Genomic DNA, 13,778 nt, shown 5'->3' with positions numbered 1-13,778 from the left:
AATGCTGACGCCCGATCCGACATCGCCCATGGCGGAGGTGCGGGATCTGATCAACCCTATTCTGAAAGCCCAGCACCGGGCCGACTCCGTCATTAGCCTGCAAAAAGAATGGGTGCTGCAGGAACGCATCGACTCCCTTATCTATGTTCTTCATGATCGCTACCAACAAGACTCGTTGCGGGCTGTGGCTGGCCTGTCTCCTCTTTCTGCCATGCAGCGAATCAATAGCGCAGTCTCCGACTCCCGGCTGGAAAAACGACGGGGTATCGAATAGGCTACCCGTACGCTGGACCGCCGATAGCCTGGCCACCGTACGGGCGTTTGTGGCGTCGGCACCGGCGTTGCTCGACAGCCTGGCTGCCTTGCACTTTGCCCGCATCCGGATTCGCTCGCTGGAGAAGCAACTGCTGCGCACCAAAGCCGAGCGCAACGGCATGGCAGGTACGTTCACTGAAGCCCATAAGGATGCCACTGTTACCTCCTTTCAACTCCTAGACGCGATCGCCGATCGAGACCGGTACCGGAAAAAATACCGGGCCGCAAACCTGGAGCGGTGGGGGTTTCGCATCGGTCTGGGAACGTACCTGGGCTATCAGATTAAGCTGCTGCGGCCGTAGTTATTCGTCGTAGCCCTGTCCTTTTTGGTGGTGTGTTGGTGAGGGAGTTTTGGGTATGAGTAAGCTGAGAATTAACAGGCGGGCCATGTTCGCCGAGATTCACCAGGATATCCGGGAGGGTGGTCAGGTGCATGAATTTGCGATTACCTACGTCAAAAAAGATGGTACCCTGGGCGAGAAGCAGCGGTGCTCCAAGAGCATCAGCCGATTGCCGCAGCAGCGGGGCTACCGGGGTAATGTAAGCACCAACCATGTGCTGCTGTTGACCAACCGCGAAACTGACAAACCCTTCGAAGTGCTCATCGATCTGCTGCTGACCTACAATGGTCGACGCATTAACCACCAATATTAAGAGGGCTATGGAGATGGATTGGATAAGCCCGAACGTGGGCGTTGTGGCCGCAAAACGGACCAGGCAGGGTGTTATGCCAGGCGCAGCCATACTGCAGCTGACCGACGCCCAGGGTCGCGACCATGCCTATGGTACGGCTTCGTATTTCGGCGGGGCTGGCCAGGAGCACGTATTGTGGGGTAACGCCGACAATCAGCCCAACACCATGGGGGTACTGGTTCAGAAGAATAACCAGATCCGGCCGCTCCTGGAATCGAACCGGGACATGATCTATGGCACCGGTATTACCTTCAATAAGCGTGTTTATGCCGATGGAGGCGTACAACTAACTCCCTTTGTTGATGCCAGGCTCGACGACTGGGCGTTCAACACGCGCCTGGCACACTACGCGGTGGCTTCGATCAACGAGCGGCTGACCAACGGCAACCACTTTACGCGGTTTGAATTCACCGTCGACGGAACGCCGATGCTCGACATTATGGATTGTTATGCTACGCGCATCAGTCAGAAGAGCACCCGGACTAACCCGGCCTATTTCTTCAATCCCTACTTCGGCGATTTTACCTATTATCGGCCGAAAGAGAGCGAGCCATTGGCCGGTTTCAACCGGGCCAATCCGAAAGCCAATGTGGTGAGTGTGCTGCACTCGCGGGAACATCTGTCGGGTAATCCGCACTACGCCTTCCCCAGCTGGTGGGGCGCAGCGGAATGGATCGAGCTGGCCAACCTGATTCCGATCTTCCACAAATCGGGCATTCAGAATGGCTACAACATCAAGTACCTGATCAAGATCCCGAAAGATTACTTCGATACCGAGGGCGGGAAGGCGGTACCGGTCGACAAGATTCGCCAGAAATGGAGTGAGTTCTCTGACAACCTGAGCAACTGGCTGGCTGGTACCAAGAACGTCAACAAGTCGCTTATTCTGAAATACCTGCGGGCAGAGGATGGTAAGCCGCTCGACAGCATCGAGGTGGTACCGCTGAAGAACGAGATGAGCGACGATGCCTACGCTAAAGTGTGGGAAATGGCCAACGTATCGATTGCCAATGCGGCCGGTATTCTGCCCACACTGGCGGGGGTGAACCCAGGCAAAGGCAACGACTCAGGCAGCCAGATTCGGGTGATGGCCGACTTTCAGCAGCACTTTAGAACGCCGGTTCACCATTTGATCGTGCTGGAGCCTGTTCAACTGGCGCTTCGCCTGATGGGCGACCAGTACCGTGACGTGGTGCCCAGCTTCAACGGGGTGCAGATCACTACGCTCGACACCAACCCAACCGGCGCTCAGGCGGTGGTTAATCACAACTAGCACTATGCTGACACAGGATATTTTGAAGGCGCAGTTGGGAGGCCTGCAGGCGAGTATGAAGCCCGAAACGATGCTGCCGTTCATGCAGCATGCCGAACGCTGGTTTGCCGATGAAATTGGGGCAGATCTCTGGACGTACCTGAAGGCACTACCGGCCGATGATCTGGAGCAGGCCGAACTGCTGAGGCTCACTCATAGCTGTTTAGCCTGGCAGTGCTACAGCCTGGCGTTCCCGCACCAGAAGTTTCGGGTGGGTGATCTGGGTATGATGAAGGCATCGCCGCAAAACTCGATCGCGGTAACGAAGTGGGAATACGCCGACAGTCGGGACGCAAACCTGTCGATGCTCGACCTGAGCCTGGAGTATTTCTGGCGGGAGCTGGAGCTACGTCGACCAACGGCCTGGACCGCATCGTCGGCGTACCAGGAACGCCAGCGTCACCTGATTCGGTCGGCATCAGAGTTTGGTACGTTGCTTCCGGTCGCGGGCCGCAACTACCGATTCTTCCAGAAACTGTTGCCCCATCTGGCCGACGTGGAGAACGACATCATCCGGGTAACGCTGACCACTCAGGTGTATAAAGACTTGATGACCAAGTGGCAGACTGCGTCGCCCACCTTCAGCTTTGAGGAGGAGATGTTGCTGACCCATTGCCGAAAGGCACTGGTGTACCTGGCTACTTACGAGGCTTGGCCGTATCTGCCCCTTTCACTCAATGAAACGGGGATATCGGAGCGGCGCGACAAATCCGGGATGCTGGAGGAAGTAGCGGCCGATGGCAACCTGCGCCAGGGAATGCGTCAGCAGCTGCACAACGACGGGCAAAAGCGCCTGAGCCAGGTACGTGCGTTTCTGGATGAAACGGCCAGCCCTACGCTCTTCAGTACGTATTACCAACAGAACAAAATTGCTGGAGCGCAGGCACCGGCTGACGATTTTACCGATAAACCGCACGTGATATTATGAGTTCGCGCCAAAACAGATTGCGAGAAGATAACCAGCTGAATGGGCAGCAGGTGAATATTAAATCGTTTAAGCCCGCACCGGTGGGCGACGACCCATCGGCCGATTATGATGCGGCGCTGGAGGAGATCAACGCCAAGAAGCGGGAACTAGCCCAGGCCAACCAGGAAACGGAGAAGCAGATGACTGACCTGGTGGCAGCTGAAAAGCTGGCGTATGCCAAAAAGCAGGAAGCCCGTAAACGCGAGAAAGCCGACTACCGGACGCTGGCTAAGCACTACCGGGATCTGGCAGCTGACCAGGCCGACCGCGCTCAGGCCGACGAGTTACTGCGCTGGGCTATCGAATGCGACGAACTGGCCAGGCAGATCATCATCGAAGGCGAAACCGAACCAGCGGCCAACATTGAGAAAGCGGCCGAGCGCCTGCCCTGGTGGGAACGCGAACGAGAACTGATGGCCATTGGTATTGTGCTGTTTACAAGCCTGCTGATCTGGGCTATGAGTGAGTATTTCCAGATGTTCCGGGAGATGATCATCGAGCAGAATCAGGCTTTACCACCTGAGCAGCAGATGGTGCCATACGATCGCACCAGCATGCAAAAGTTCATTTACGAGAAATGGGTACAGGCTACCGACCTGCCGGTGGCCCTGCTGATGATGTTCCTGGTAATGCCGCCAGTAGCGTTTTACGTCCTACCATTTGCCAGATCGAAGCCTGACTTTTGGACCGATTTCAAATCGCTAACACCAGCCTACCGATGTACTATCGCTACCTGCTTTGTTTTGGGCTTCTTGTTGCTGGCTGTGCTGGCGCACTTGGTCAAGTCGTAAAAAAGAAACCGGCCGTAGTGCCACCCTTCACGCTTGATGAGGTGGTGTTGCGGCAGGCGATCTTCGATACGGCCGCCACGTATGTGGGCCGCACCGAACGAACCGACCGCAACGATGCACCCTGGATTGCCGAGATTAACCGCTACAACCACCTGCCAACGCAGGCCATGTACTGCGCATCGGGCTATTACTACGTGCATGCCAAGAACGGGGTGAAGCTGCCAGTGAAGTCGGTTGGGTACGTTCGGGTGTACTTCGCCGATGCCACCAAGGTGATTTACCGTAAAAACCAGCGGGGTAACCATCGGGTGGGCAAGCCCATTCAGCGGATGGATGCAGTATCGCTCTACGTCAGCCACATTGAAGGCATTGCCCAGCAACGCTATGACCCGGATGAGGACGATACCGTACTACTGATTGGCTTCAACACCACCGGGGGCAAGGGTACCAAAGGGGGATGCTACATTAACCGCAGGCGTACCAGTGAGATAAAGGTGATCGCTAATTGGCTGACTCCTTACCTGGCCCAATTCAAAAAGCCACCTAGTGGCACCTGACGCTGAGAAAGAAGCCGTCCTTCGGGGCGGTTTTTTTTGTGCCCTATTTCGAGACTGTAAATGTCGAGAGACCAGCTAACCAAACTGTTTTGCCATGAATATTCAAGACGAATTGACCATTCCAGAGCGCCTGACCGCGCCAACGCCGAAGCTGTTTAAAACGGTTCGGGCAATCGGAGTGGTGGTAGCGGCGCTGGCTGCAGCGCTGATGGGGGTAGAGAGCCAGGGTGTTGAACTACCGGCCGGGGTGGCCTTCTTTGCCGGCAAAGCCTATGTGCTGGCCGGTGCCATTGCGGCGCTGGTGAGCCAGCTGACGGTTGATGTGAAAGCCTACCAAAAGGCCAATGCCCTGAAGTAAGATGGGGGTAGTGAAGATTTTACTGAGCATTCCCTTCGTGATACTGGCCTGGCTGGTTGAAGTGGTAGCCTGCCTGTTGTTCTGGGTGCCCGTCCGGGTGATCTGGGGTAAAAACACGCTGCACTCCCTGCGCAGTGAACGAGGCCTGGCCGATTGGTTAATGACTGAACTCAAGGACTAATGCATATTAATCTGGATGGGGTTCGGTATAACCTGCCCGAACGGTGGGCCGATGTAGACCCGGAGCGGTTGCCCAGGCTGATTGAACTGGTGTTTTTAACGCCAGAGTCAGGATCAATGCATCACGCGCTCATTCAGTTAGCGCTCAACATTCGGCCGAAGGTGTGGCGCAAACTGCACCAGAAGCACTTCTCTCCGAAGCTGAGCCCGGTGGTGCGGCATAAAAACGCGGCGGTGCTGCACGAGTTGGTGCTGCACCTGTCGTGGCTCTTTGCCGAGCCCATGGATCAGCAGCCATTTGAATCGATCCAGGTTGGTAAACAAGTCTGGCTATTGCCCGAGCCAGGCCTTGTGTCGATGACCTACGGCGAGATGACGGATTTGTACGTGCATCTGAACGGGTTCATTCAGCAGGAGCCAGCGGGCGACGAACGGCTCGATTACCTGGTGGCCACTGCCTGTCGGCCGAGACGAAGGGCAAATTATCAGAGCGATCCGGACTGGAACGGTGATCATCGGGAGCCCTACAATGAGTTCATTGTGCGCGATCGCATAGAGCTAGTGGCCAAACTGGATTTCAACCTGAAAATGGCGGTGTTACTCTTCGTGGCCAGCACCTTTAAAACGGTGATGAGCCGCACGGCACTCTTCGACGAAAGCGCCGAAACCGGAGATCGATCGGGCGAGGACTACATTGGGCAAAGCTGGATTAAAAACCAGCACCTACTGGCTGAGAAAGGGATTTTTGGGACGATGAAACAGACCCAGGGAGCCAATGCCCACGAGGTGCTGCTGTTTCTGGATGAACACCGGGCCGACCTGTTGGCCCGACAACAAGCCGCTGAGGCCAGCCAATGACCGCAACCGACGATATTTACTGGCCTTACTTTAAGGCGTTGGCCGAGAGCCAGGATGAGGTGACGAGCGTACGCCTGAGCGATGGTGACCGGATGGAACGGCTCATGAATGCATCGGTATCCGAGAAAATATACCCGGCCGTGTTTTCGATGCGGCCGAAGTATAAAATCTCGGATAACGGGGCTGAGCAGTTCAGCGCTGTTTTCGCCGTAACGTTCTACGTGTTCTGCCAGAGCGATGCCCATGATGAAGCCAGCCAGGATGCCGCTTTTGACCAGGCCGAAACGATAGCCCTGGCCATGCTGCAGCAAATGAAGCAGGATCACCTGACTACCGATGGAGTGGACTTCGATTACAACTCGGCTAACCTGGAGCCGGTGACAATGATGACGCTCGACTCGACTCAGGGGTACGAGGTAAAACTCAGACTGGCACTGGTGGCCACATCGATCTTCGAACGCTCATGAGCAAAAACGCTACCGTAGAAGACTACGAAGCTATTCTGGAGGCCATCATTCAGAATCATCCGTCGGTGATCCGGAAATTAGATGTGCATGGCTGGCAACTCGCCAGAATCCTGTTAGATTTGGGCTACTCGCCGAGCGCATTCGGACTGAGTGCACGAACCGAACCAGACTAGATTTTATGTTTTCGACAAGAGAGTTAGTAGATGATGCTAAGGAGATTCAAGAGCTTTGTAAGGGCGTTTCTTTAACCGATGCGCTAAAAATAGCTGTTGAACACCACCGAAATAAGGTTTTGGCGGGTGCTTTTATGGTATCTCAATCATCAGAAGCACCACCCGTTGCATTGGAAGCAATTGCGATAGCCTTGGGTTTTAAAATGCAGCTAGGTACATCTATATCGGAAGCATTAACGACTATTGCAGAATCAATAGATAACCATGCTACTACGTAAAATTCTCTTCTGGGTTGCCTGGATTCCACTCTTGCCGATCGTATGGATCAAAATAGGAGGCTTGGTCCGGAACTTCGATATGGTGTCGATGAAGGTTGGGTTGGTTCGGCAGGCTGTCTGGGAGAAGGTCGTTTTGCGTAAAGTAGAGAAGCGTGAAAGTTTACAGCAGTACAAGAATCCAACACGGTTTTAAGAAATTACGTACATGACCCTTTCAGATTGGCTTGCATTAGGCGGTATTTCTATTGCTATTGCAACCCCTCTTGTTTCAAAGTGGGTTGATTTACATTTAACGACCAAAGAAGCATACAGGGAATTTGTTGAGAAGATAATCGATACTCTAGCCCTGTTATATATAATTGGGCTGCTAGTGTACTATTACTTTAGTTATGAGACTGTTACAAAAGGGTTTGTGTATAATGTAGGCTTTACCTTCACAGCACTCGCCATCGTTATCAGTTTCCAGATGAGGAAGTCGATTAGCAAAAGGATGTTTTACATTACTGAGTCGCTTTCTAAAGGACAGATGGAATTGATGAAGATGCAGATTGCTACTGCAGAGATGCATTTGACCACAGTTGAAAAGACAACTGAGCTAGCAACTTCAACTAGGCAGGCATTTGAAAAAGTGAATGAAGAGAAAAAGGCTAATGATAAATCTTAGCGTCCTTTAGCTTAATTAATCGTACTCGCATCTTTACCAAAAACGAAATTGGTATGATCGACGTACTTTCCCAGAATCTGGTATTTCAGCCGCTGGCGTTTTCGCGTAACCGACTGGAGGTGATTATTGACCCGGCCGACACGTCGCTGACCGACCGCAGCACCCTGCGCTATGCCCTGACGCTGCTGGTGCCCGACTACCCACAATCGACCACGTTTGAAGAGCTCACGACGCTAACCGGCCGGGAACGCCCACCAGTGACCAGCGCTGGCGCCATTCGCTATGATGGCGCACAATTCCGCATCGACGAGCTACTCGACGGGTTTCTGGAGGTGCAAAAACCCTTTACGCGCCAGGCTGTGCTGGGCATTGTTCCCAGCCTGACCATGCCCTACTGCCTGCGTGAGCGGGTAACAGGTGGTGATCCCGAAGTGAACACTGACTTGACCAGACCTAAAACCTGGGTGTTTGCCGGTGGACTGAACCGCGACGATTTTGCGGGGTGGGGCAGCAACTTCTTTGATACGTACCTAGCCACAAAACGCCAGTTTCTGACCTGGCAACCAGCCAGCAAAGTGATATCGGACGATGTGCTGGCCGAAGAGTATCTGTACTTTCTGGTCAATTTTACGCCCACACCCACCCAGATCAGGCTGAAGGCTGAACTGACGATGCCCGATGGCAGTCTGGAAACGCGCCAGCTGCTGACGCTGGATAATCCTGCGCTGAATTCGGTGTTGAGTATTCCGGCCGGGGTAGCACAGTTGGGGCTGGGCGATGAGGGCATTACGAGTTACCGAATCTGGCTGACCAATCAGGACGATGAGCGCCTGAGCGAGGTACGTACCTACCGGATCGATGCGGAGTACAGACCCGATCAGCGATGGCTCTTGTTTGCCAATAGCCTGGGCGGGTTTGACACGCTGCGGCTGCTGGGGCAGGGATCGGAAACGATGACTGCCAAACGGGCCATTACCGAGCAGGATGAGTTCGGGTCGACTGCCATTGATTTTTCATCGATGCGGGTGGTGGCCGTTGACGCTGAAGACACGCTAACCGTGAGCACCGGCTATTTTGAAGAACGAGGTGCGTATTGGGTGCAGTATCTGCGAGAACTGATGTTGACCCGGGCGGTGTATCTGGTTACCCAGAAAGGCCACGTACCGATGCTGTTGACGACTAACGATCTGATGCACCACGAGGATGATAGCAGCGTTATTTCGCGCACACTGACCTTTAAACGAGCCAATCTGGAGAGTAATTACAGCAATCTGCCGGTGGCCGACTCGGGACCGGTGCGGCCGACAGCCTGGCGGGGAGTAGGAGCGTTGATTCTGCTGGGCCCAGACGGGAAACGCACTGGTAGGGGCCGACCGCTGAAGCTGCAGAAGTATTACGTCGACGACGGTAGTCTGTATAAGCCAGTGACAGAAAAGCCTAACCTGCCGGGTGATCCTGACTACATGAGTGAGATCACGATTCCGGGCATCGTGCCTGGTAGCACGCCCTACCCAAGTTTGGCTATTAGCCGGTTAGGTACGTCCCTGCGCACAAACTGCCCCAGTGGACAAACCGGGCAGGTGGCCACCATTGTCATTGCTGCCGGTGCGTTTGGCGGTGAGAACCCGGGTGATGGAGATACCAGGGCCGAAGCGGAGTACTCGCGACTGAATACGCAGGCATACGCTAATAGCAACGGCGGTTGTACCCTAAATCCTTATGATTACCCGGCCGTGGTAGCCGCTGGAAGCTGGCGCTTTAAAACCAATGCACCAGGCCGCATTGTCCTGCGCAATGACCCGGCTGGACTGGGCAATGCCTGGTTCACAACAAATGGGGCAAACCTGTTCCCCATTACGGCCAATGACCGCGACGTGGTGATCACGAGCACACCGGGTAACTGGCAGATTGGTATTACCACAACAGGTGCAGGAGGAGCGTCGACGGTGAAAACGTACCGCAATGGGGTGCTGATTGACACCCGGCTAGTTGCCTGGAACGCGGGGCCGTACCGATTACTGGATAACGTATCGGCAGTAGTGGCGGTGGGCGATCGGATATTTATCGAAGAGATTTTATGAGCGTAGATATTCGCATCGATGGGCGGTCAGTGGATCTGGCTGCCGGGGCAACCCTGGGGTTGAAGCTGACCAACCCACATTTTGATTTTGAGCGTATCAGCAGCAATACGGCCACCATGCCGGGCTTTCCGCTGACGCGCACCAACCAGCAGATCTTCGGCTTCTGGGAACAGCCGCAGGCAGGGGCCATTTTAGCCCGCAGGAGGCTCGAACAGTACTACAATGGGCAGTTGATCAAGGAAGCGCAGTTTCTGCTCACAGAGGCCGGGCCGAGTGGGTACGTCGGGCAGATGGTGGAGCCGCTCGGTGAGTTCTTCGGCGACTGGCAGAATAAGCCTCTAACTGAACTGGATTTTGGAACCACTCCGACGCCGGCGTCGGTACCGGTGACCGGCATCATGCTCGACGATCAGCGGGCGCTGGTATTTCCCACCATCATTAATCCCGAGTTTTACGGTACCGAAGGGGCAACCATTGGGTATGGTGGCCGAATGAACCCGTATGCCAGTGGCGCTTACCAGGCCAACGGGCCGCTGGTGCCGATGGTGATGCTGAAGTGGTTGCTTAAGAAGTTGGCCGTGGCCACCAACACCACCATCGATGGCGACTTTATGGACCACCCGGCGTACTCGCAGCTGCTGCTGTATAACACTAGGGCGCTCGATGGGGGCCCATTGATTACGATCAACCGGCACTTACCGGTGATGACACCCGTAGAGTTGATTCTGGAGCTCAGAAAGCTGTTTTGCCTGCAACTGGATTTTGACCTGGTGAATGGACGACTCACGATGAGCTTCTTCCAGGACGCCATTGCTGCAGGAGCAGTACTGGACTGGAGCAGTAAGCTGGCGGGCCGGATGGTGAAGACGCCGGAGCCTAACAAACGCCTGAAGCTGGGCTATGATCTGGATGGGGGCGATGCATTGATGAAGGACAAACCAAGCCTGCTGGCCGACTACGAAACGGCCGGTACCGGTACGTTCGCCACGATCAAAAGCCGGTTTTCGACCTTACTGACGGATTTGCCAACGTACCTAGCCACTACGTCGCAGCCTGGTATTACCGAGCAGTTTGGCCAGTTGAGCAACAGCTTTGCACCGAGGCTCCTGTTCTGGCATATGGTTGATGATTTGCCCAAGGCGCACAGTGCGCTTATGGGTTTCGGACTATACTGGAATGCTGGTGCTGGCCTGCACAACAATCACTGGTGGCCACTGGAGGCCATGCGTCAGGCGCAATTCTGGGCCAAGGCTGAGTTGAATTTAACCGAAACGGATCTGGCAGGATTAGCCTGGGACAAAAAGGTGCACATTAACGGCATGAACTACTTGGTGGTGAACGTGGAGGTTGTGTTACCGATTAGGAAGGCAACGACGGTTCTGTTGGTGGCAGTGTAGGGAAAAGGAGTGTTGGTTTGAGCGTAGTCTGATAATACCAGTGACCCATACGTTTTAATACAGCAGGCTTAAGGTCGGATGGTGATCCCCAGAATTCAACTACTTCTAGAAGCACAGGCATTTGCTCCAGCATTACTGCATAAGTGGGCGAATGCTCATCTAGGTACGTTTCAATTGCAGCCTCGTTTGGAAACGACAACGCCCGCGCACAAAAGGCCGGGCGTTGTGTATGCACGATATATTGTTGGCCAGGCATGGCCAGGTCATTTTGGGCGAGGAGGAATTTGGGCAATGTCTTTTTCATGCAGCTCAGCGAAGCGCAGGAAATGAACCTTCTCGTCTTCAGCAATGGGGGTTTGAATTACCCACAGATAAAGCAAGCCAGGCACAGTACCAGGCGCGAAATAGTAGGGCACCATCAGGTGCTCACGGATGTACGCAGGTACATGCCGACTAATCCAGCGACTGCCTTTTGCCTGAATTTGGGCAAAATGTTTTTGGCCGACAGTCAAGCCGTTCTCGAATTGTTGATCCATGGTATTGCCGTTTTTAAACTGCTGGTTCTGCAGGAGAAGGACCTATATACGCTGTGAATTTACGGGTATAGTCAAAAAAATGACGGTTTTACGTCAAATTAATGTCCTGTGGGGGCGAATGTTGGACAGGTAGGTTTGAGGAAATCTTTCTGATTTACTCAACGATATGACAACGAAAGTTATTCCGCTATTGAAAACGCCGATTACCTACTATGGTGGTAAGCAGCAAATGTTAAAACACATTATCCCCAAAATTCCGCCACATATCACCTATGTTGAGCCCTTCTTTGGCGGGGGCTCGGTATTCTGGGGGAAACCACCTTCTGCGGCCGAAGTGGTCAACGATATCAGCAATCGGTTAATCACCTTTTACAAAGTGCTGAAGTATGACCTGGACGAGTTGCAGAGTCTGATCGACGAAACCTTCCACAGTCGGGAGCAACACCGTGAAACCGATGCCGAGTATGAATCGGGTAAAGAGGAAATAAGCGACGTGCTCCGGATGGCCTGGGCCGTTTGGGTGCAGAGCAACATGAGCTTCAGCAGCGTGATTGGTGGCGGTTTCGGCTACGACAAGTACGGCAAATGCGCGTTGAAGATCTTCAACAAAAAGAAGCTGCTTTGCGATGCTTACCAGGAGCGGCTGAAGTTCGTAACGGTAGAGAGTTACGACGTGCTGAAGGTGATGAAGGCCTACGACACGCCTACCACGTTCTTCTATCTGGACCCGCCTTACGTATCCAGTGATCAGGGAATGTACAAGGGCTATACTGAGGAAGACTTTGTGAAATTGCTCGAGGCCTGCGCAAACCTGAAGGGGAATTTTTTGCTTAGCAGCTACCCGGAGCCGATATTGATGGAGTATCGCCAGAAATACGGGTGGTCGACGGAAGATATCGAGAAAACGCTGGCGGTGGACGGTCGACGAAAAGAAGCCAAAACAAAGGTGGAGTGCCTGACCTGGAATTACTAAAGACCGTGGTTTCAATCCTCCTTAGAAAATCAGGTTAATTAACATTAAAAAGCCACACAGAAATCCCTGTGTGGCTTTTTAAGTTTCAACATAGCCAGTTTCAATCCTTTTAGGGGAAACTGAACTGTACGGCTACCGTGCTATTTGCCGATACTTTAACCGTTTTTATGCTGCTTTGGGAAGGCTAGCAGTACCTTGCTTATGGTAATTACCATTAAATTTCTAATACACTTTGTAGGAAATCAAGCAAGGAGCAGACTATGTCTGAAGTGAACTTAAGCAGGGATCACCCTTGTGCCATAGAATATAGGTTGTTTTGAGTACATATTGTCATCAAATGATGACAAGTTGAGACAAAAAAATTAGGCTACTGATACGTGCATGAGTCGTTCGCCGAGCTGACGCAAGGCAGTCTCAATCTTTTTGGCCTGCTTTTCGGAAGGCTTCTTATTACCGATAGCATATTGGCGCATCAACGATGAATTGATACCAGCAAATTCGGCAATGGTCGTAATCTTTATAGCCTTGAACACATCGAATAAGGCCGTGAGGTCGTATTCGTAGTTGTAGGTGATATCGGTTTCCTTGATGCCTTTCCACTCTGGCATATCCTTGCCTTCGTTTTCGAGAAAGTCAGCGACTAGGTCGCGCAGGTTCGTGGTCACCTCCTCGACGGAGGCTCCAACGGAAGTCAGTAAAAAGCCGGGCGCGTCAATGCTGCCCCAGAGTTCATCATCACCCTTTTCGAGTGTGATGGTTAATGTTTCGCGTACCATGGGCAAAAGTGGTGTTATGAGTTATTTGATGTGTATACTTAAACGTAATTCAATGAAAGCCGATTTGATAATCGCCCGAAGCGGGCGGGGGCTATTTCACCCCCGCCGTTTTCAGGATACTGCTTAAGAGGCCAGGTTTAAGATCGTCTTTGCCGTGTTCGGGAATACTAATGATATTTGAGAGGTCGTGGTGTTTAAATACCTTATGGCTTCCCCGCTGTCGGACAAAGTACCAGCCCTGTTTCTCAATCAGCTTGATTACTTCGGTAGCTTTCATGAAAATCACATTTAGTGGTATAACTCAAAGGTAACATAATCGTTACTTTTTATCCAAATATACAGGTAACTATTTTGTTACGTTTGTTTTTGCCCCAATCAACCGGTGGGGCTTTTTTTATGCCT

21 protein-coding genes are annotated in these 13,778 nt (G+C 53.0%); 17 read left to right on the top strand and 4 right to left on the bottom strand.

Going from position 1 to position 13,778, the window contains the following annotated elements; genetic code table 11:
- Positions 1 to 143: 143 nt before the first annotated feature.
- The 16 genes from ACAW87_RS07170 (at position 144) to ACAW87_RS07095 (ending at position 11,091) form a co-directional block, all read left to right on the top strand.
- Positions 144 to 617 carry a hypothetical protein gene (locus tag ACAW87_RS07170; protein WP_370722600.1) on the top strand — a complete coding sequence of 158 codons (474 nt, stop codon included), beginning with the start codon at positions 144 to 146 and terminating at the stop codon, positions 615 to 617.
- Positions 618 to 702: 85 nt separating this feature from the next.
- On the top strand, positions 703 to 969 hold the full coding sequence (locus ACAW87_RS07165) for a hypothetical protein (protein WP_370722599.1): 267 nt from the start codon (positions 703 to 705) through the stop codon (positions 967 to 969).
- The gene (locus ACAW87_RS07160) at positions 941 to 2,281 is read left to right on the top strand and encodes a hypothetical protein (RefSeq protein WP_370722597.1); all 1,341 of its coding nucleotides are present in this window, start codon (positions 941 to 943) and stop codon (positions 2,279 to 2,281) included. Before ACAW87_RS07165 ends, ACAW87_RS07160 begins: the two co-directional genes overlap by 29 nt.
- 4 nt (positions 2,282 to 2,285) lie before the next feature.
- Positions 2,286 to 3,248 carry a DUF6712 family protein gene (locus tag ACAW87_RS07155; protein WP_370722595.1) on the top strand — a complete coding sequence of 321 codons (963 nt, stop codon included), beginning with the start codon at positions 2,286 to 2,288 and terminating at the stop codon, positions 3,246 to 3,248.
- On the top strand, positions 3,245 to 4,078 hold the full coding sequence (locus tag ACAW87_RS07150; protein ID WP_370722593.1) for a hypothetical protein: 834 nt from the start codon (positions 3,245 to 3,247) through the stop codon (positions 4,076 to 4,078). The genes ACAW87_RS07155 and ACAW87_RS07150 overlap by 4 nt, the downstream gene beginning before the upstream one ends.
- Positions 4,006 to 4,635 (top strand): hypothetical protein, encoded by a 630-nt coding sequence (locus ACAW87_RS07145; protein ID WP_370722591.1) that lies wholly within the window; start codon positions 4,006 to 4,008, stop codon positions 4,633 to 4,635. Before ACAW87_RS07150 ends, ACAW87_RS07145 begins: the two co-directional genes overlap by 73 nt.
- Positions 4,636 to 4,729: 94 nt before the next feature.
- Positions 4,730 to 4,993 carry a hypothetical protein gene (locus ACAW87_RS07140; RefSeq protein ID WP_370722590.1) on the top strand — a complete coding sequence of 88 codons (264 nt, stop codon included), beginning with the start codon at positions 4,730 to 4,732 and terminating at the stop codon, positions 4,991 to 4,993.
- Positions 4,994 to 5,003: 10 nt separating this feature from the next.
- Positions 5,004 to 5,174 carry a hypothetical protein gene (locus ACAW87_RS07135; protein ID WP_370722588.1) on the top strand — a complete coding sequence of 57 codons (171 nt, stop codon included), beginning with the start codon at positions 5,004 to 5,006 and terminating at the stop codon, positions 5,172 to 5,174.
- Entirely contained in the window at positions 5,174 to 6,031 is an 858-nt protein-coding gene (locus tag ACAW87_RS07130) for a hypothetical protein (protein WP_370722586.1), read from the top strand. The genes ACAW87_RS07135 and ACAW87_RS07130 overlap by 1 nt, the downstream gene beginning before the upstream one ends.
- Entirely contained in the window at positions 6,028 to 6,498 is a 471-nt protein-coding gene (locus tag ACAW87_RS07125) for a hypothetical protein (RefSeq protein ID WP_370722584.1), read from the top strand. The genes ACAW87_RS07130 and ACAW87_RS07125 overlap by 4 nt, the downstream gene beginning before the upstream one ends.
- Positions 6,495 to 6,671, top strand: coding sequence for a hypothetical protein (locus ACAW87_RS07120; RefSeq protein WP_370722582.1), 177 nt, complete (start codon positions 6,495 to 6,497; stop codon positions 6,669 to 6,671). Before ACAW87_RS07125 ends, ACAW87_RS07120 begins: the two co-directional genes overlap by 4 nt.
- 5 nt (positions 6,672 to 6,676) lie before the next feature.
- Positions 6,677 to 6,949 carry a hypothetical protein gene (locus tag ACAW87_RS07115; protein WP_370722580.1) on the top strand — a complete coding sequence of 91 codons (273 nt, stop codon included), beginning with the start codon at positions 6,677 to 6,679 and terminating at the stop codon, positions 6,947 to 6,949.
- Positions 6,936 to 7,142 (top strand): hypothetical protein, encoded by a 207-nt coding sequence (locus ACAW87_RS07110; protein WP_370722578.1) that lies wholly within the window; start codon positions 6,936 to 6,938, stop codon positions 7,140 to 7,142. The genes ACAW87_RS07115 and ACAW87_RS07110 overlap by 14 nt, the downstream gene beginning before the upstream one ends.
- 12 nt (positions 7,143 to 7,154) lie before the next feature.
- Positions 7,155 to 7,613, top strand: a complete 459-nt coding sequence (locus tag ACAW87_RS07105) for a hypothetical protein (protein WP_370722576.1) — start codon at positions 7,155 to 7,157, stop codon at positions 7,611 to 7,613.
- Positions 7,614 to 7,666: 53 nt separating this feature from the next.
- Positions 7,667 to 9,694, top strand: coding sequence for a DUF5977 domain-containing protein (locus ACAW87_RS07100; protein WP_370722574.1), 2,028 nt, complete (start codon positions 7,667 to 7,669; stop codon positions 9,692 to 9,694).
- Positions 9,691 to 11,091, top strand: a complete 1,401-nt coding sequence (locus tag ACAW87_RS07095) for a hypothetical protein (protein WP_370722572.1) — start codon at positions 9,691 to 9,693, stop codon at positions 11,089 to 11,091. The genes ACAW87_RS07100 and ACAW87_RS07095 overlap by 4 nt, the downstream gene beginning before the upstream one ends.
- Here the strand turns inward: ACAW87_RS07095 and ACAW87_RS07090 are convergent.
- A complete protein-coding gene (locus ACAW87_RS07090; protein WP_370722570.1) occupies positions 11,054 to 11,395 on the bottom strand; it encodes a hypothetical protein in 342 nt (113 codons plus the stop codon). The genes ACAW87_RS07095 and ACAW87_RS07090 overlap by 38 nt on opposite strands.
- Complete coding sequence (locus ACAW87_RS07085; RefSeq protein WP_370722569.1) at positions 11,355 to 11,627, bottom strand: hypothetical protein; 273 nt, start codon at positions 11,625 to 11,627, stop codon at positions 11,355 to 11,357. Before ACAW87_RS07085 ends, ACAW87_RS07090 begins: the two co-directional genes overlap by 41 nt.
- 166 nt (positions 11,628 to 11,793) lie before the next feature.
- Between ACAW87_RS07085 and ACAW87_RS07080 the strand changes: the two genes are divergently transcribed.
- Positions 11,794 to 12,600: a DNA adenine methylase gene (locus ACAW87_RS07080; protein WP_370722567.1), complete on the top strand. Its 807-nt coding sequence runs from the start codon at positions 11,794 to 11,796 to the stop codon at positions 12,598 to 12,600.
- Positions 12,601 to 12,962: 362 nt separating this feature from the next.
- On the opposite strand, the gene ACAW87_RS07075 is transcribed toward ACAW87_RS07080, so the two are convergent.
- Together ACAW87_RS07075 and ACAW87_RS07070 are read right to left on the bottom strand one after the other, a co-directional pair.
- The gene (locus ACAW87_RS07075; RefSeq protein WP_370722565.1) at positions 12,963 to 13,376 is read right to left on the bottom strand and encodes a hypothetical protein; all 414 of its coding nucleotides are present in this window, start codon (positions 13,374 to 13,376) and stop codon (positions 12,963 to 12,965) included.
- A gap of 91 nt (positions 13,377 to 13,467) precedes the next feature.
- Positions 13,468 to 13,653: a type II toxin-antitoxin system HicA family toxin gene (locus ACAW87_RS07070; protein WP_370722563.1), complete on the bottom strand. Its 186-nt coding sequence runs from the start codon at positions 13,651 to 13,653 to the stop codon at positions 13,468 to 13,470.
- Positions 13,654 to 13,778 lie beyond the last annotated feature (125 nt).

The organism is Fibrella aquatica (genome assembly GCF_041321135.1).
Lineage (GTDB): Bacteria > Bacteroidota > Bacteroidia > Cytophagales > Spirosomataceae > Fibrella > Fibrella aquatica.
Note: the sequence above shows the minus strand (reverse complement) of the source record. Positions and strands in the feature narration are given on the sequence as shown.

Excerpts from the sequence above, each read along its gene's own strand:
- ACAW87_RS07170 (WP_370722600.1), top strand. The coding sequence starts at position 144 with ATGTTCTTCATGATCGCTACCAACAAGACTCGTTGCGGGCTGTGGCTG.
- ACAW87_RS07165 (WP_370722599.1), top strand. The coding sequence starts at position 703 with ATGTTCGCCGAGATTCACCAGGATATCCGGGAGGGTGGTCAGGTGCAT.
- ACAW87_RS07160 (WP_370722597.1), top strand. The coding sequence starts at position 941 with ATGGTCGACGCATTAACCACCAATATTAAGAGGGCTATGGAGATGGAT.
- ACAW87_RS07155 (WP_370722595.1), top strand. The coding sequence starts at position 2,286 with ATGCTGACACAGGATATTTTGAAGGCGCAGTTGGGAGGCCTGCAGGCG.
- ACAW87_RS07150 (WP_370722593.1), top strand. The coding sequence starts at position 3,245 with ATGAGTTCGCGCCAAAACAGATTGCGAGAAGATAACCAGCTGAATGGG.
- ACAW87_RS07145 (WP_370722591.1), top strand. The coding sequence starts at position 4,006 with ATGTACTATCGCTACCTGCTTTGTTTTGGGCTTCTTGTTGCTGGCTGT.
- ACAW87_RS07140 (WP_370722590.1), top strand. The coding sequence starts at position 4,730 with ATGAATATTCAAGACGAATTGACCATTCCAGAGCGCCTGACCGCGCCA.
- ACAW87_RS07130 (WP_370722586.1), top strand. The coding sequence starts at position 5,174 with ATGCATATTAATCTGGATGGGGTTCGGTATAACCTGCCCGAACGGTGG.
- ACAW87_RS07125 (WP_370722584.1), top strand. The coding sequence starts at position 6,028 with ATGACCGCAACCGACGATATTTACTGGCCTTACTTTAAGGCGTTGGCC.
- ACAW87_RS07120 (WP_370722582.1), top strand. The coding sequence starts at position 6,495 with ATGAGCAAAAACGCTACCGTAGAAGACTACGAAGCTATTCTGGAGGCC.
- ACAW87_RS07115 (WP_370722580.1), top strand. The coding sequence starts at position 6,677 with ATGTTTTCGACAAGAGAGTTAGTAGATGATGCTAAGGAGATTCAAGAG.
- ACAW87_RS07110 (WP_370722578.1), top strand. The coding sequence starts at position 6,936 with ATGCTACTACGTAAAATTCTCTTCTGGGTTGCCTGGATTCCACTCTTG.
- ACAW87_RS07105 (WP_370722576.1), top strand. The coding sequence starts at position 7,155 with ATGACCCTTTCAGATTGGCTTGCATTAGGCGGTATTTCTATTGCTATT.
- ACAW87_RS07100 (WP_370722574.1), top strand. The coding sequence starts at position 7,667 with ATGATCGACGTACTTTCCCAGAATCTGGTATTTCAGCCGCTGGCGTTT.
- ACAW87_RS07095 (WP_370722572.1), top strand. The coding sequence starts at position 9,691 with ATGAGCGTAGATATTCGCATCGATGGGCGGTCAGTGGATCTGGCTGCC.
- ACAW87_RS07090 (WP_370722570.1), bottom strand. The coding sequence starts at position 11,395 with ATGAAAAAGACATTGCCCAAATTCCTCCTCGCCCAAAATGACCTGGCC.
- ACAW87_RS07085 (WP_370722569.1), bottom strand. The coding sequence starts at position 11,627 with ATGGATCAACAATTCGAGAACGGCTTGACTGTCGGCCAAAAACATTTT.
- ACAW87_RS07080 (WP_370722567.1), top strand. The coding sequence starts at position 11,794 with ATGACAACGAAAGTTATTCCGCTATTGAAAACGCCGATTACCTACTAT.
- ACAW87_RS07075 (WP_370722565.1), bottom strand. The coding sequence starts at position 13,376 with ATGGTACGCGAAACATTAACCATCACACTCGAAAAGGGTGATGATGAA.
- ACAW87_RS07070 (WP_370722563.1), bottom strand. The coding sequence starts at position 13,653 with ATGAAAGCTACCGAAGTAATCAAGCTGATTGAGAAACAGGGCTGGTAC.